The organism is Thalassoroseus pseudoceratinae, assembly GCF_011634775.1.
GTDB lineage: Bacteria > Planctomycetota > Planctomycetia > Planctomycetales > Planctomycetaceae > Thalassoroseus > Thalassoroseus pseudoceratinae.
This window is the reverse complement of the sequence record NZ_JAALXT010000006.1, coordinates 65,001-80,390: the sequence shown is the minus strand read 5'-3', so window position 1 is coordinate 80,390 and position 15,390 is coordinate 65,001. Positions and strand designations below refer to the sequence as shown.

Sequence of the window (15,390 nt, the reverse complement as noted above, 5' to 3'; positions counted from 1 at the left end):
TGAGAAACAGTTCTCGTTGATGCGTTGGTGGAAGTTTCAACCGCGAAACGGTTAGGATGACACACGTTGCTCCCAACCTGAACTGACGATCCGGGAATTTGCGACCTCCACACTCGCAAACGTGCATTGATTGCTCTGGAATTCGTCGATTCAGCGTGGTTGGATCGCTCGTCTTCCTGATGGATTTTTTGGAGTATGACCAATGACCCAACATCCCCGACTCGATCGACGTGAATTTCTCGCCTCAACGGCCGCCGGGTTGACGCTTCCGTTAGCGGCACCCGCGATTCTCCAGTCGGCGGCTCCGAATGGGCGGGTCCGGTTGGCCGCCGTTGGTGTGGGCGGGAAGGGGTGGTCGGATCTCAACGGAGCGGCGGCGTTCTGTGATGTTGTTGCGTTCTGCGATGTCGACACGAACACAACGCGTCGCGGGGGATTTGCCAAAGCAGTCGAGAAATGGCCGAAAGCCCGACGCTACAGCGATTGGCGGAAGCTCTTCGACAAAGAAGCCGGCAACATCGACGCCGTCACCGTCAGCACACCTGATCACATGCACGCCCCCATCACGATGACGGCGTTGCAGCATGGCATCGCGACGTACACACAGAAACCGCTCACGCGAACCATTCACGAGGCCCGCGCTCTGACGAATGCGGCGGCGGAGGCAGGCGTCTCAACCCAAATGGGGAACCAGAACCACAGTGGTTCCGGTTATCGTACGCTGGCCCATTGGGTGCAAGGTGGCGTGCTTGGGAAAGTGAAGGTCGCCCATACATGGTCCAACCGACCAGTTTGGCCGCAGGGCATCGATCGCCCCCAAGGTTCGGACCCTGTGCCAAAAGGGTTGGATTGGGATGCCTGGTTGGGAGTGGCTCCCGAACGGCCTTATGTGAAGAATGTCTACCATCCGTTCAAATGGCGAGGTTGGTACGACTTCGGTGCGGGGGCATTGGGAGATATGGGGTGTCATATCATCGATCCGGTCGTGTGGTCACTCGGACTGGGACCGGCACTCTCGGTTCAGTATGACGGGCCGACTCCAAACGCGGAAACCTTCCCAAAGGAAGAAACCATCCGTTACCGCTTCGGTGGCACACGCCACACCGCCGAAGACACCTTCGAAATGACTTGGTACGATGGCGGTCGACTACCTAGCATTGAAGGTTCTCACTTGCCGCCAGGTACCAAGTTGCCATCAAACGGCGTGTTGATGATCGGTGAAGACCGGACGCTCTTGTGCCCGCATGGTGGAACTCCGCAGGTCTACTCCGCCGCACCAGTGAGCCTCCAGGAGATCCCTGGATTGAATCACTACGAAGAATGGGTCAACGGCATTAAAACCGGCAGCACCCCCAACAGCAGTTTCGACTATGCAGGCCCCCTCACCGAGACCGTGCTGCTCGGAGTCGTGGCTTCGCGTGTCGGTTCCCAGGAACTGAAATGGGACTCCCAAGAACTCCGCTTCATCAACTCCGATGAGGCAAACAGCTACGTCAAACAAGACTATCGCGAAGGCTGGCAAGTCAAAGGACTATAGAACTAACTGTGAAAGCTCAGGTGATTAAGCATTGCGCTGAAAACCTGAGCTGTCACATGACGAATGGTCTGAGTCTTCTGAGTCGAGTCGGTATGAGGGTTCCTATTCGGGAATGACAACCTCCAGATTGTTTTTCCCGGTGGTGATCTCTTTTGTGAGGTTGGACATGGACAGGTCTTGATACTTTCGCGGTACGGGAAATTCATCCGGTTTCTGTGATGGGCTTCCCGGCGGTAACTGCTTTGGCTCTGGTGGTGTCAAGGTCACGGTGTAGATGCCGGTTTTCGGCGGCGTCGCCAATACGAAACGTCCGGTGTCGTCGATTGGGATCGAACTAGACATTGGTCTGCATGAAATCGGATGTCTTTGGGAAGTCACCGGTTCATGGAAACCGATTTCTCGCTACTTCCATTCCCAAATGTCTTGTTCGTCGAGCTTCGTTGTTGTGATGGGCTGATTCGATTGCAACCATTTTCGAGACTTGGCATTGTCTTTAAGGTAAGCGTTCCAGAAGTGAAGACTAATTTGCTGAATGGCGGGGTGATGTTCGGGGTGTTGTCGTCGACGGAGCAAACGTCCGCCTTCGCCGAAAGCCGAGTGTTCCGCGTCGTGGAGGACTAACTGATATTTATCACCGGCTGGTAAGCTTGTGTAAACTTCGCGACGTGTTGCCGGTTTCAAAGTAGGGTCGATGGGGCTGCCGTCTTTGGTGCCTGTCATGCAGAGAATTGGCTGCGTCAGATGTCCGAATGTCTTGGCGGTTTGCGTGCCTTTGCCTGGTTGCGGACTCATTGCTAGGAAGGCGTCGATTCTCGTTTCGGCAAAGTTCTGATTGAATGGGAACTTGCGTCCGGCGACCGCTAGTGTTGTGACGGCTCCATAACTATGACCGCTCATGCCGATGTGTTCGAGATCGAGTTTACCGTTAAGCGGATGCCCGGACTTCGCGTTCCAGATTTCGAGTTGGTCGATAACGAATGGAATATCGGCGAATCGAAGCAACGCTGTTTGCGTGCTAGCCGCCGCTTTCAGAGCTTGGAACCGTTTGCCTAGTTTAGCGGACTTCCAGACGTCGTCATCACTTCCCGGATGCTGCATAAAGACCGCGACATAACCATTCGCCGCCCAATAGTTTCCCAGATAGGGATTGTTCTCGCGGGAACCGCCGAGTCCATGCGAAAAGAGGATCACCGGTTGCGGGCGTTCTGAGTTTGAGTGATAGACTTTGATTGGGACGGTTCGGTCTCGAAGTCGGTCGACCGGTTCCAATCGTAACTCTTGGATTGCATTGTCTTGCCCGTAAGAAACTGTCGTCATCAACGCCACAACAACGATTGCCAAGCTCGATCGAAACTGTCCTATCATGGTGGGAATCGCTTATTCGGTTGATGTGGAGACAAGTAGACAAGGTGGCAAGTCACTTGTTGATGATTGTGTTTACCTCGATACTACAGTTTCGGTTTCGAAAATGTTTTTGAAAGCGTCTTTACGAAGCGGGCAGGGGGGCGGTTTTGATTTTCCAGTTCTCGCCTTGTTTCACCAAGATCCATTCGGCGGTCGGGGCGGATTCTGGGTTTGCTGCTTCGTTGCCAGTCTTGGAGATGGCAACCTGAACAGTCGCTGTGTCGTCTTCGATCACGATGGATTTCGCTTCGCAGGTTAGCGGAGCATAGTTCTTGGGAGTGGCTCCTTCGGGTGGTTTGTTATCGACGAAGAGTTTCGCAAACTCCTTTGGCATCATCGCCATGTCGGGGACGGAGTTGACCTTGTTCCGAATTTCGCTTTCGGGGGTGGTCTCTGGTGGTCCAGATGGCTGACCGCCGCAACCCGCTAGCAGACAAACACAGATTGAGCAAAGACTAGCAAGAGCAGTGCAGGGGACGAATTTCGTCATTGGGGTAACCTGATGGAAGGAACGGGAGCCAGTTCAGTGGCTCGTGTTGTAAGGATGCGTACACCGAGTCACAGGCAGCGAATACACGCTGGGGGTGGATTCACTGCCTGGTCTTCAAGTCGGTGTCAGTGGGGGTGGGTCGTCAAAACGACATCGGGCGGGGGTTAAAACTCGTCGATGACTTCGGCACCGGCACGGGTGCTGAGAGCTTGCCAAACGCTGAGTTCAATCGTGTCGGAAATGAATCGCACGCTGCCGTCGGCCATGGCAGCGTTCACACCGCCGGCGTGCTCACTTCGTGCTGCCGCCCAGGTGTTCTCGTCGCTGTAGTTCTCCGTACATCCCATGCCGCTACCTGGCGTGACGGCACTGTTGTCGCAACCGGGGACGACGTCGGTGTCTTTGGCGTTGGGGCCGTCGTGAGTGGTGAATGCGGTTGCACCCATCCAGCCACCGAACCACACGCCGCGACTGTCGCTCGTGCTATCCAACCCGATTACTTCACTGATCATGACGGTGTTCGATGTCCCATCGCGGACGTCACGGAAGCGAGTTCCTTTGCCACGACCCATCTCTGCCAAACCATCGGTGGAATCCACCTCGACGATCCCAAAAATTCCCGCAGTCGATTTGTTCTTGAACGAGTACAGGTTGTGGGAACCATAGTTGGCGGCGTAGTTACCTTTCGATTGCTCGTCGGTATTCCAGCCGGTGTAGAGCGCGGTGATGAGTTCCGCACTGGGGCAGAGGTACATTTTCGGGGTCCACGTGCTCAAACGCGATGGCAAGAACTCGCAGTAGTCCGAGGTGTTGTTCCACGTTTTGACGCATTCGACGATGTCCGCTTCCAAGGCCGGTTGTTCCATCTCGGCGAAAATGTTGGAAGCCCAGTTGGGACCGTGATAGCTCGGCTCTTGAATTCCACCGAGATTCCAAAGTGTGGACGCAGGGTTCGCGGAGGTAATTCCAGGCGGGAAGGAATTGTTGTTCGAATGGTGGTTGTGCAGTGCGATACCAATTTGCTTGAGTTTGTTCTTGCACTCGGTGCGGCGAGCGGCTTCGCGAGCTTGTTGCACCGCGGGCAACAACAGGGCGATCAGAATTGCAATGATCGCGATCACGACCAGCAACTCGATCAATGTAAAACCACGACGACGAAGTGTCTGTCGACTTCCAAACATCTGAGATAACTTTCTGACAAGAAGTACGGAATCTGAGCGACAATTGGCTCACGGGCTCACATTAGAAAGATAAAGATGAAGGTTTTCCGAACGTGAGATGAGGATTGCCCGAAGTTTGCTTGTTCGTGATTCTGTAAGGCCGGATGTCCGTGTGAAACCACGTTTATCATGGGGCGAACGCTTGCTGTGAATCTTTTGTAAGTGGACACGTTGAAGTGGACGCAAAGTTTCTGGCGGTTCCGTACAGACACGGATTGATCGCTGTGGCGGGTTGTCGTGCGGGATGGTGTGCATTAACCTGCGGGTTCGTTTTGCCTCGCTGATTCCTTGGAATAAATTGTTATGAGTTCACCAACCGATCCGCCCGCGTCGTCATCCGTGTCGGCTCCCGCGAAGGGGGCATTGTTGGCGGTGTTTCTGACGGTGTTTATCGATCTGCTGGGGTTCGGCATGGTCATCCCGTTGGTGGCCATTTACGCGAAGGAGTTGGTTCCGGGCGAGAACGGGACTTACTTGGTGGCACTTCTGGCGATTACGCACCCTGGGATGCAGTTTTTGTTCTCGCCTTTGTGGGGGCGACTATCCGACCGAGTCGGGCGACGACCGATTTTGTTGATGGGGTTGTTCGGTTCGGTTGTGTTCTACACGATCTTCGGATACGCAACGGCGGCCCGGAATCTGACTTGGATGTTCGTCAGCCGGATCGGGGCCGGTTTGTTCGCGGCGACGATTCCCACCGCTCAGGCTTACATCGCCGACGTAACCACGAAAGAAACCCGTACGAAAGGAATGGCGATCATCGGGGCAGCGTTCGGGTTGGGGTTCACCTTCGGACCGTTGCTCGCGGCGGCATCCATGTATATCGCGGGATCGGATGGACTCAGTGCCGCTCCCGGTTACGCAGCGGCGGGGTTGTCGGCGATGGCCTTTATCTACGCCTTCTTCAAACTTCCCGAGACGCTCGGTGCTGGCAGTAGCAAAGCGAAAAGCAAGCTGCTCGATATCCAAGCTCTGCAAACGGCGGTCAAAATGCCGACCGTGTTTGGGCTGCTGATGACGTTGTTCGTCACGAACTTGGCGTTTTCGAACTTCGAGGCGATCATGGCGTATTTGCTACAACGCCCGGAGAGCGAAGGCGGATTCAACTATGATATCAAAGTCGTCGTGATGATGTTTGCCGTCGTGGGGTTGGTGAATGCCATTGCCCAAGGGTTTGTCCGACAACTCTCCAAACGAGTGTCCGAAGCGAAACTCTCGGCGGCGGGCACAGTCGCGGCGGTGATTGGCTTTATCATCTTGGCAATCGGGACGGCCACACATTCGTTCCCGATGTTGATCATCGGAGCGTTGCTGGAAGCATCGGGGATCGCGTTTGTGCCGGCTCCGATTCAGTCATTGATTTCTCGACGAAGCGATCCCCAGCAGCAGGGTGGAATTCTTGGGTTGAACCAAAGTCTCAGCGCGTTGGCTCGGATCATTGGTCACGGCGTGTGTTACCTGCTGTTTGCGGTGACGGCGGCGTTGCCGTTCTGGACCGGAGCGGCGTTGATGGGCGTGGCGTTGCTGCTTGTGATGGTGCATGCCCGCAGCGGACACGATTTCGGCGAAGCATCTCCACCGATTCAAACCGCCGAAAGCTAGCAACCCGACGCAGCTCACGTTAGGATACGTCACCGAATCATTTCGATGGAACTGTTCTCGCGGACTCCACACATGGCCACGACAACCACCACACCTGGCGAAACTTCGATTACCGTGATTTATCCGTCGATCGCGGCGGGGGGATTGGGACGGTTGATCGGTTCGCTTTTGAATTGCTGCCGGATTGGCTTTCTCAACATCTCGGCGATCATTTTCGGTCTGCCGTTGGCTCCGCTGGGAGCGACGTTGTACCTACTGCAAAAAGCGTTTGGCGAGCGGTATGAGTTGACGACGCACGCCGTCAAAAGCTGGTCCGCGATTGGCCAAAACCTGCATGGGGAAGCGGCGTTGTCGCAGATTGGTTCAGTTGATGTCGATCAGCAATCCGGCCAAGCGTTCTTTCACGCTGCGGATTTGGTGATTCGCGACAACGGCGGTAAAGAGCTGCTCACGTTGTCGGGGGTCAGTCGTCCTGAGGTCTTCCGGCGCACAATTCTCGAAGCCCGCGAGGCCTCGGTCCACACGTTGTCGGCATTGGAAACCATCGCCGCCCGTCAACCGGCCTAAGTTTGGTTATGGCAGCACCGGATTCATCTCTCGCGGACCGGAAAGTCCGCGAGTCGCTCAATCGTCAATGCCGAGACGATATTTCAGTTGCTCGAACTCTTCAAAGTGATGATCGCTGGATGAGTGGACGTGTTCCGCTTCGGTGATAAACCGCAGGTCTTCCTGACATCTGAGATTGTAGTCGGACAGCACGTTCTCAAATCCGTCGAGTTCTTGCCCATACATGATGAGCAGTTTGTGCTCGTCGAATTGAACTTCCAACGGAATCCGTGGGTTCAGAACGGCGATGCCGAGGCAACCATCGTCGAGTAGCAAATCCTCAAAGTCGTAGAGAATGCTTTTGAGGACCGGCAAGTCGATGTGTTCCCGATACAAATCGTCGTGTCCACCGCTCGTTCGGTCGTGACTGGTTTCCAAGACGACATCGACTTGGTCACCCAACGGGTCGAGCATGTCGATGAAGACATCCATCACGCATTCCCGTGAGGCGGCCGCCATCAAGACGGGGATTTGCACACCGGAGTCGCGGTCCTGATACATATCATGCCGATAACCGGCGCGGGGCACGATTTGCAAATCGTAGCTCGGCCGAACAGCATCGGTCAGGACAAACTGGCCATATCGCGCGACACCCAAATGGGCTTCCAAATCCTCATCACTGAGGTGTTGAAAGCTACTTGGAGCAGCGGTGGTTTGTTCTTCGCGTCCGGAATTCTTCAGGAAGCGTTGTAAAAACCCCATGTGAACTCTATCTCCCAGGCAGTCCCGAATCTCGGGACCTTCGTCCGTTGCCGATAACAATTCATTCTGTAGTCGGCGGTTCGATTTCCAACACATGCTACGGGCGGAGGCTTCCGATACACCGCGACGCAGCTGACGACCTGCGACCAATCTGTCCGTTCCCCATCCGACAATTCGATCCGCCTCAAGTGTGCGTTCCGATTATGCCGATTGGGTGGATAAACCGGTCTTGTTGGGGCAAGAACATTCCATCTCGTTGCGGTTTTCGCAGCTGATTGATTGGTCTCGCCTATATAAGGCCCGATGACCAACACCCTGTGAGCAATTCACGAGAGCGTTGTCGTCAGAACTGTAGCATGCGCCGAGAGTGGTCTTCCGTCCGAACCTGTGAGGTGGGGCAGAAAACTCGGGACACGTCCTGCTTACGACTAGCGTTACGGACTGCGCAGAAATAGCGGGTTGAGTAGATGAAACGGGCCGAGCAGAAATGGCGAATTGGGAAGTTTGTCCGCCTTTGAGGATTAGGAAAGATTGATCGCGGGGCGGGGAAGCGGGCCTATCGGATCTTCGACCAGTCGGTCTTGACCGAAATTTTGGATTATCGTAAAAATCCGCCCGCCCTGAGCAGTCAGCGGGCCGGTGTTCTCCCATCGGAGTCGTTCAGCGGCACCCTTCAACTCTCTCCGTCTCGGAACGTCAGACAGGATTCTATCCATGTATCAAAGCGTCCCTCGCGCAATTCGCGCATGTGGTGTCTTTGCTTGGCTTGTGGCAGCCAGCCCGGCAATGGCTCAGTTCTACGGTGGTGTCGGCGGTAACGGCTCGTACGCCACGCCCACCGGCTATGGAAGCTCTTGCGATTGTGGAGTTCCACAATACTCGCAAGCCGTTGTTCCACAATACACACAAACCGTCTCCAACCCTTGTGTGCAACCGGTTGCAATGCAATGCGTCCAACCGGTCGCCGTGCAATGTGTGCAACCAGTCGTCCAACGATTGGTGCCGGTTCCGCAAACCACGTATCGCACGGTTCCGGTAACGGAATATCAAGAACAAAAAGTGACCGTGCAGCGTCCGGTTGTGGAAACCGAATACGTCGAACAACCCGTGACGGAATACCGTCCTGTGGTGGAACAACGCACCGCGCAAGTGCCACACACGACTTATCAAACCGTCTCCGAGTGCCAAACGGTCACGCGGGATATGGGCCAATGGGTGACTCGGCGGGAAGCGGTCTGCAAACCGTCGCCATGTGAGTACGATCCTCGTCCGGGATTTGCCGGTTGGTTCAATCGGACTTCTTACAACATGCGGTCCGCGTTCACCCCGAGTGTTCGGACTCATCGTGAGTACGTGCCCAACATGGTCACGCAGACCGTTCCGGTCAATCGCACGGTGGCAATTCCAGGGACTCGACAAGTCACTTACAACGTGACGAAGTATGAACCGCATCAAACCACCCGTCGCGTAGCCGTCAACAAAGTTCGCATGGTTGCCGAAGAAGTCACGCGAAAAGTGCCGGTTACGGTCTATCGCAGCGTGCCTTCGGGAACTTCGGTTGCTTGGGTGACTCCGGAACAAGCCACCGCAATGGCTGCTCGATCCGGCAACACATCGACAGCGTTGGCTCCGTCTTCTGATCCTGCGTTCCGCTCCGCTGACGCCAGCGAAACCAAAGTTCCCACGCGATCCGGCGAAAAGTTCCGTCGCGACAACGACAAAAGCACGTTCAAGAAAGATCCGGAAACGTTCAAACCCGGAGCGTCGATTCACCGAGACCGCAACATTGTGCCGGCCTCTGGCGTGACTCTGCCCATTCCTACTCCGGAACCGCCTGCACTCAACGTGATTTCACCAGCTCATCACGGTGCGTTGGACCAAAATCGTGATGCTGCTCCAGCGAGCACGAAGCCAGTTCAGGAATCAATCGAGCGTCCGAAGTTTTCCAATCGGATTCCATCATTCGTCCGAGCGGCTCCGCGAGCAACTCAGCCGTCGCCAACGTCCGGCCCGCAACTGCCAGCACCATCTTTGTCAGTCGCCGGTTCTCGGTAGTTTCCGACATTACAGTTCATCAAAACGCAAAAAGCCCCGGGTGAGTGATCACTCGGGGCTTTTTTGTTTGATCATCCCCAAAAAACACGGCTCACAGAGCCGTGGCACACTCACTTTTTTAATCACGCGATCCAGCGGTCGAGGACGTTACCTGCGACGTCGGTGAGCCGGAAGTCTCGGCCTTGGAAGCGGTAGGTGAGTTTGAGGTGATCGAGACCGAACAGGTTCAGCATGGTGGCTTGGAGATCGTTGACGTGGACGGGGTCTTTCGTGGGAGCCCAACCAATTTCGTCGGTTTCTCCATAAACTTGTCCACCTTTAATCCCACCGCCTGCGAGGAACATGCTGAACGCGAAGGGGTGGTGGTCACGACCGGTCGCGTTGGGATTGCCGTTCCGGTTTTCACCGAGCGGTGTCCGCCCAAACTCTCCCGCCCACACGACCAGCGTTTCGTCGAGCATTCCACGGTCTTTGAGATCTTGAATCAACGCCGCAATCGGTTGGTCAGCCATACCCGCGTTGTATTTCAATTCGTTGTCGAGATTCGAATGATGATCCCAACTGGCGTGGACAATATTCACAAATCGCACGCCACGTTCGACCATTCGGCGAGCCAATAAACAGTTGCGGGCGAAGATTCCGTATTGCCCAGGACCGCCACCACGTGACGCTTTGACCTTAAGGTCTTCCCGGTTAACCCCGTATTTGTCGAGCGTAGATTTCGTCTCTCCGTCGAGATCGATCAACTCTGGTGCCGCCGATTGCATCCGAAATGCCAATTCATAACTCGCGATTCGGCTGGCGATTTCCGGATCACGCATGGTGGCGTATCGGGATTGATTGACCTCACGCAAGGCATCCAGCCCGGCCCGTTGAAGTTCCGGGGGAAGTCCGTCGGGATTCCCCAAATTCAGCACGGGATCACCGGCGTTCCGAAACCGCACGCCGGAATACACGCTGGGCAGAAATCCGCTTTGCCAAAGTGTCGCGCCGCCACTGGAACCGCGTCCCGCTGTCAGCACCACATATCCCGGCAGATTCTGCGATTCGCTGCCGAGCCCGTACGTTAACCAACTTCCCATGCACGGCAGACCGAACGCGGCCCGACCACATTGCATCAGCAGTTGACCGGGGTGATGATTGAATTGATCCGTGTGCATGCTCCGCACGAGCAAAATGTCGTCCGCCTTTGAACCGATGTTCGGCAGCAAATCGGAAAACTCGGTGCCGCATTCACCGTACTTCTTGAATGTGCGGTTTGTGCCCATCAACTTCGCGGAGTCTTTTTTGATGAAGGCGAAGCGAACATTCTTGGTCATTGACTCGGGCAATTTCTGCCCGTTCATTTCGTTGAGTTTCGGTTTGGGGTCAAACAAATCGAGATGGCTCGGGGCACCAGCCATAAAGATAAAGATGCACGATTTCGCCTTCGGCGCGAAATGCGGTGCTTTCGGTGCCAAAGGATTGACCGCTGCCGCCGCATCGTCTGCCAAAACAGAACGCGGACCAAGAACACCATCCTGGGAGAGCATGGCTCCCAGTCCAATCGCTCCCAATCCGCTGGCGGACGTCGTTAAGAAATCTCGTCGAGCGTGATCAACAAACGGTGAATCGGCAGACATGATACGACCTCATCGAGAAATTTAGATACTTCAATCTAAGCCGTTCGCATCATGGATGCAAACGCTTGCCCCGTGAATCGCAGCTTCAATCCATGGAAGCCGCCCGGTACGCAGTCACTCTTTCAGTCGCCATGCATCCCGCACAATCGGAAAATTGAGATCAACCTGTGCAGTTTGCGGCGACTCTCAGGTTTGCCGATCTTTCCCTGTCTTCCTCTTTTGTTGGGCGGCTGTGCTGGACGATGACAATTAGGTGCTTTGGGAATTCTTGAGGAACTAACGCGGGGTGTGGTGAGATGTCTCATGATCTAATTGTCATTGGTGGCGACCCGGTCGCCCCGCGAGTCGCATTGGAAGCGGCTCGACAGGGATTGTGGACAGCGTTAGTTCACAAGGATGACCGGAACGAGTGGTCCAAATCGATGACGGCCGACGCCCGAATCGATCATTTTTGGGGAAATGCGGAGTTTGTCTCCGCGACTCAGGTGGCGATTGGTCAGGGCAGCGAACGAGTTGTTCTCGATTCTGCTCGAATTCTGATCGCGACTGGTTCCCGTCCGTTGCGTCCGCAAGGAATTCCCTTCGACGGAACGACGGTTCTCGATGCGGTGGATGTGGCGAAACAGGAACCGCCACGGTCAGCCATCATCATCGGGGCCAGTCACACCGGATTGGAAATCGCCGAAGATTGGGCCAAAGCAGGAAGTACGGTCCGGGTCCTTGAACAACATCCGCAACGCTGGCTCTCGAGGGGGGCAGTCGATTTGGTTCGGCAAGCCCAAATCGCCGGCGTGGAGTGTTTGTTCGAGAGCGAAGTGGTCGGAATCCGCTCGCAAAACGGACGTGGTGTGTCTGCGTATGTTCGAAATCGGCTGCCGATTCGATCCGAAGTCGTGGTTGTCGCCGTGGGACGCGTCGGCAATGTCGAAACTTTGAATCTCGAGGAAATCGGTCTGATGGCGGACGAACGGGATCGGTTGTGGTGCGACCCTCATGGACAAACATGGGAACCGACGGTTTATGCCATCGGTTCCGTGGTCGGTTTTCCCGAAACGGTTCGATATCAAGCCGATCTCGAACGCTTTATCCGGCGTATGGCTGACAAACCTGGCAAACATCCGCACATTCCAGCCCCCCACTTGCGACTCTACGCGGGTGAGATGTTGGAAACCGTTCGGTTGGCCGCTGAGTAATGTCAGGCCAGTTCGGCTTGAATAAACGTACTTCTAGGCACCTTGAGGATTGTCGAATCGGCAATTCTCAAGGTGCTTTTTTCTTAAAACCTGCTTTTGTCTTGGCTGTGTTTCTTGAAGATTGGTTTTCTTTAAGTGAATAAATGCAAGGGTTTATGGCATGTGTCGTCGATTGCGGGCTGATAGTTGGCGTGGTTTTGGCACACTGGTTGCTTTGCAGGGGATTGTTCCAAACAAAAAGCCGTCTCAATCAGCAAGGTGCATCATAATGCGATTTTCCAATACCGACTCTGTGAACTGGTCCGCTGCTCGTAAAGCCGTTCGCCATCTTGTTGCGGCTGAAGGATATCTGGAATTGGAATTGCCAGGGCGAGCGTTGGCCGAGTTGGAGTGCATCCCACACAACGAGGAAACGACCGACTTACAACCGTTCGTCCACTATCTCACTGGGGAATCGCTGAAAGACCTCGAGCGTTTTGAAGAGGCGATCGACCCTCTGCACGAAGCCGCCCGAACCATGCCCGCTCCGTATAATCGCACGGTTTGGACCTCGCTCGGTGAGTGCTTCCGGCGTGATGGCCAACCGGTTCTCGCCGAAGTCGCGGAAATGTTCGCTGAGATGAATCCCGAGTTGGTCGAAAGCGAATCCATGTTCGGTGAGATGGACGGGTGTGAGGAAAATGCGGAATTCGACATGGAAGCGTGGGAAGCAAGCTCGGAAGATTGGGGCTTCGAATTCGATCTGGATTCGCTGGATGACATGGAACGACCAGAAAAACCGCGGTTCGACTTCTAAACTCCGCTGTGCGTCGATCGTAATGAAATCTGTCTCGTGGAAACTAAAGAGCCAAGGCTTTTTCGAACTTTCCGCAGACACAGAAGACCAGAATCTTATTGAACGACAACAGAGGACGCGAAAAGACTGGACGGTTTCCGATCAACCTCGAACTCGCATTCCTCGAATGGACCCAATTCGCTATAAACCCGCCGGTTTCCAGCTCAAACACATGCAAAGGAAGTAGGCGGTGGGCCGGTTGATCGTCGAAAACCACGCAATCCGATTGAATATCCCAAGGACGGGACTCGGGTTGGTGTTGTGTCTCTTTCTCGGATGTGGCAACAGTCTCCAACGCACAGCGACGGAGCAACTGATCACATCCGATGCCGTGGATCAAACCGTAGCCGGTTTCGACTTTACCGATCTCGCTGGTGAAACGGTCTACTTCGATACGACGTATTTGAAGACCGTCAAAGGGGTCGGGTTCGTCAACGCGGACTATATTATCAGCTCGATCCGTCAACAGTTGGTTGCCGCACGTTGCCTACTCAGAGAGAAACGAGACGACGCGGATTACGTTGTCGAAGCACGCGTTGGAACACTCGGCACGGATCAGCATGAAGTCACCTACGGGATGCCGGCGAACAATTTGCTGAGTTCCGCTGCCTCAATTCTGCCAGGGACACCCACAGTTCCCACGCTCCCGGAACTTTCCATCGCCAAACGAAATGAGCAGATGGGAGCCGCAAAGATCGGTGCGTTTGCCTACCACCGCGATAGTGGAGAACCGGTCTGGCAATCGGGAGTGCGGCAGGCCAGCAGTACCGCGAAAGATGTGTGGGTCATGGGCGCTGGTCCCATTCAAAGTGGCAACATCTATAAACGTGCTAGATTCGCTGGAAGCAATCTCGGTTTGTCATTCGGAGAAGACGGAGCCGAGTCCGTCGCAGCGTTGCCCGTGGACTATCATTCCGAAATGCACTTCGCAGCTCCCGCTGAGAAAACAATTCAAGCAGTGCATGAAGAGGCGGACACTCAAGAAGCCGAAAAGCCCAAGGGTGACGCCGAATCGAAACCCGCCGACGATAAAAAACGGCAGGAACCTGGCAAGCTCGGGAAGGCGACGAAGGACAGTTTGCCAATAAAAGGCAAAAGTTCCCCGCCGAAAAAGCCGAAGCCATAAGTCCCAACGACAAACAAGTCGCGGGAAAATGGCGAGATCGATGCGATTCACACCGAACCACAACGGAGTCTCTCGCGTCCATTTCAACAGGCAAGACAGCCTCGTGATGAGGATCTTCGGGTTTTCTTCAAAAAAGCCGGGCGAACCTCTAGACAACGAGGAGGGCAGACGCAAGAATGCTGCCCTGACAAGTGAGGGGGGTGTATAGCTCAGTTGGTTAGAGCGCAGCTCTGATAAAGCTGAGGTCCGTGGTTCGAATCCACGTACACCCAATTCAGGAGTTAGGGGTCAGGAGCCAGAAGACGTTAAGTCCTCTGTTTTCTGTTACCCCGCCCCCCTGAATCTGCCGGGGACGTAGCTCAATTGGGAGAGCACCGGCTTTGCAAGCCGGGGGTTGTCGGTTCGATCCCGATCGTCTCCACTGAGTTTGGGTTTGCGAAAGTTTTGAAAAGCGAAAAGAAAGTTTTCTTCACTCGCTTGACTTCCAAAACACCCAGCTCTAATATTTCCGCCCCGCTGACTGGCAACGGTCGACGGGGTGAGGCAGCGGAGAGTTTTTAATTCTCTTTGCCTCAACTTGGGTGAAGAGTCACTCAGTGAAAAAAACTTGTTTCACTGGGTTGACAATTGAAAATCTTCTCCTAAGATTCCTCTCCCGCAAATCTCAAGGGTTTGTGGGAGTTGGGTTGCCAAGAGTTTTCTTGGTGTCCTGCTTCTGGTTGAAGCCTGAATGTTGAGTGAAAAAAAAATAACTCACTCGGTTGACATTCAAAAAGCTTCCACTAGAATCTTCGCTCCGCTGGTTCTTGTGGCCGGCAAGTGAAGAAAAGGGGGATGAAAAAAACTTTGACAAGTCGCTTGACTTTCAAAATTTTTCAACTATCCTTCCTCTCCCGCTTCTGTCGGTTCAACTTAAGTTGCTTCGGTGATTTAAGTTAAGCCGATTGGGCTTAACTCGCTTCGGCGAGAGTGATCTTTGACAATTTGGTGGTAGATTG

Annotated in this window: 13 protein-coding genes and 2 tRNA genes; 9 read left to right on the top strand and 6 right to left on the bottom strand. The window is 54.6% G+C overall.

Annotation, left to right across the window (positions count from 1 at the left end):
• Positions 1-202: 202 nt before the first annotated feature.
• Entirely contained in the window at positions 203-1,537 is a 1,335-nt protein-coding gene (locus G6R38_RS20895) for a Gfo/Idh/MocA family protein (protein ID WP_166830726.1), read from the top strand.
• Positions 1,538-1,639: 102 nt separating this feature from the next.
• On the opposite strand, the gene G6R38_RS20890 is transcribed toward G6R38_RS20895, so the two are convergent.
• The 4 genes from G6R38_RS20890 to G6R38_RS20875 all read right to left on the bottom strand — a co-directional run bounded on the left by G6R38_RS20890 (position 1,640) and on the right by G6R38_RS20875 (position 4,612).
• The gene (locus tag G6R38_RS20890; protein WP_166830725.1) at positions 1,640-1,879 is read right to left on the bottom strand and encodes a hypothetical protein; all 240 of its coding nucleotides are present in this window, start codon (positions 1,877-1,879) and stop codon (positions 1,640-1,642) included.
• 60 nt (positions 1,880-1,939) lie between these two features.
• Positions 1,940-2,902, bottom strand: coding sequence for an alpha/beta hydrolase family protein (locus tag G6R38_RS20885; RefSeq protein WP_166830724.1), 963 nt, complete (start codon positions 2,900-2,902; stop codon positions 1,940-1,942).
• Between the two features lie 121 nt (positions 2,903-3,023).
• Complete coding sequence (locus G6R38_RS20880; RefSeq protein ID WP_166830723.1) at positions 3,024-3,431, bottom strand: hypothetical protein; 408 nt, start codon at positions 3,429-3,431, stop codon at positions 3,024-3,026.
• Between the two features lie 164 nt (positions 3,432-3,595).
• A complete protein-coding gene (locus G6R38_RS20875) occupies positions 3,596-4,612 on the bottom strand; it encodes a DUF1559 domain-containing protein (RefSeq protein ID WP_166830722.1) in 1,017 nt (338 codons plus the stop codon).
• Between the two features lie 342 nt (positions 4,613-4,954).
• Here G6R38_RS20875 and G6R38_RS20870 point away from each other — a divergent pair, with 342 nt between their 5' ends.
• The gene (locus G6R38_RS20870; RefSeq protein ID WP_166830721.1) at positions 4,955-6,253 is read left to right on the top strand and encodes an MFS transporter; all 1,299 of its coding nucleotides are present in this window, start codon (positions 4,955-4,957) and stop codon (positions 6,251-6,253) included.
• Between the two features lie 72 nt (positions 6,254-6,325).
• Entirely contained in the window at positions 6,326-6,820 is a 495-nt protein-coding gene (locus G6R38_RS20865; RefSeq protein ID WP_166830720.1) for a hypothetical protein, read from the top strand.
• A gap of 57 nt (positions 6,821-6,877) precedes the next feature.
• On the opposite strand, the gene G6R38_RS20860 is transcribed toward G6R38_RS20865, so the two are convergent.
• A complete protein-coding gene (locus G6R38_RS20860) occupies positions 6,878-7,561 on the bottom strand; it encodes a hypothetical protein (protein ID WP_166830719.1) in 684 nt (227 codons plus the stop codon).
• A gap of 714 nt (positions 7,562-8,275) precedes the next feature.
• Here G6R38_RS20860 and G6R38_RS20855 point away from each other — a divergent pair.
• Positions 8,276-9,616: a hypothetical protein gene (locus G6R38_RS20855; protein ID WP_166830718.1), complete on the top strand. Its 1,341-nt coding sequence runs from the start codon at positions 8,276-8,278 to the stop codon at positions 9,614-9,616.
• A 122-nt stretch (positions 9,617-9,738) separates the two neighbouring features.
• On the opposite strand, the gene G6R38_RS20850 is transcribed toward G6R38_RS20855, so the two are convergent.
• Complete coding sequence (locus G6R38_RS20850; RefSeq protein WP_166830717.1) at positions 9,739-11,238, bottom strand: DUF1501 domain-containing protein; 1,500 nt, start codon at positions 11,236-11,238, stop codon at positions 9,739-9,741.
• 296 nt (positions 11,239-11,534) lie between these two features.
• On the opposite strand from G6R38_RS20850, the gene G6R38_RS20845 reads away from it, so the two are divergent.
• The 5 genes from G6R38_RS20845 (at position 11,535) to G6R38_RS20825 (ending at position 14,813) form a co-directional block, all read left to right on the top strand.
• Complete coding sequence (locus G6R38_RS20845; protein ID WP_166830716.1) at positions 11,535-12,431, top strand: FAD-dependent oxidoreductase; 897 nt, start codon at positions 11,535-11,537, stop codon at positions 12,429-12,431.
• A 268-nt stretch (positions 12,432-12,699) separates the two neighbouring features.
• The gene (locus G6R38_RS20840; protein ID WP_166830715.1) at positions 12,700-13,227 is read left to right on the top strand and encodes a tetratricopeptide repeat protein; all 528 of its coding nucleotides are present in this window, start codon (positions 12,700-12,702) and stop codon (positions 13,225-13,227) included.
• 229 nt (positions 13,228-13,456) lie between these two features.
• On the top strand, positions 13,457-14,392 hold the full coding sequence (locus G6R38_RS20835; protein WP_166830714.1) for a DUF6655 family protein: 936 nt from the start codon (positions 13,457-13,459) through the stop codon (positions 14,390-14,392).
• A gap of 198 nt (positions 14,393-14,590) precedes the next feature.
• Positions 14,591-14,664, top strand: a tRNA-Ile gene (locus tag G6R38_RS20830).
• A gap of 76 nt (positions 14,665-14,740) precedes the next feature.
• Positions 14,741-14,813: transfer RNA gene (locus G6R38_RS20825), tRNA-Ala, on the top strand.
• Positions 14,814-15,390 lie beyond the last annotated feature (577 nt).

Bases quoted from the DNA above. Each gene is read 5' to 3' on its own strand.
- G6R38_RS20895 (WP_166830726.1), top strand. From the start codon at position 203: ATGACCCAACATCCCCGACTCGATCGACGTGAATTTCTCGCCTCAACG.
- G6R38_RS20890 (WP_166830725.1), bottom strand. From the start codon at position 1,879: ATGTCTAGTTCGATCCCAATCGACGACACCGGACGTTTCGTATTGGCG.
- G6R38_RS20885 (WP_166830724.1), bottom strand. From the start codon at position 2,902: ATGATAGGACAGTTTCGATCGAGCTTGGCAATCGTTGTTGTGGCGTTG.
- G6R38_RS20880 (WP_166830723.1), bottom strand. From the start codon at position 3,431: ATGACGAAATTCGTCCCCTGCACTGCTCTTGCTAGTCTTTGCTCAATC.
- G6R38_RS20875 (WP_166830722.1), bottom strand. From the start codon at position 4,612: ATGTTTGGAAGTCGACAGACACTTCGTCGTCGTGGTTTTACATTGATC.
- G6R38_RS20870 (WP_166830721.1), top strand. From the start codon at position 4,955: ATGAGTTCACCAACCGATCCGCCCGCGTCGTCATCCGTGTCGGCTCCC.
- G6R38_RS20865 (WP_166830720.1), top strand. From the start codon at position 6,326: ATGGCCACGACAACCACCACACCTGGCGAAACTTCGATTACCGTGATT.
- G6R38_RS20860 (WP_166830719.1), bottom strand. From the start codon at position 7,561: ATGGGGTTTTTACAACGCTTCCTGAAGAATTCCGGACGCGAAGAACAA.
- G6R38_RS20855 (WP_166830718.1), top strand. From the start codon at position 8,276: ATGTATCAAAGCGTCCCTCGCGCAATTCGCGCATGTGGTGTCTTTGCT.
- G6R38_RS20850 (WP_166830717.1), bottom strand. From the start codon at position 11,238: ATGTCTGCCGATTCACCGTTTGTTGATCACGCTCGACGAGATTTCTTA.
- G6R38_RS20845 (WP_166830716.1), top strand. From the start codon at position 11,535: ATGTCTCATGATCTAATTGTCATTGGTGGCGACCCGGTCGCCCCGCGA.
- G6R38_RS20840 (WP_166830715.1), top strand. From the start codon at position 12,700: ATGCGATTTTCCAATACCGACTCTGTGAACTGGTCCGCTGCTCGTAAA.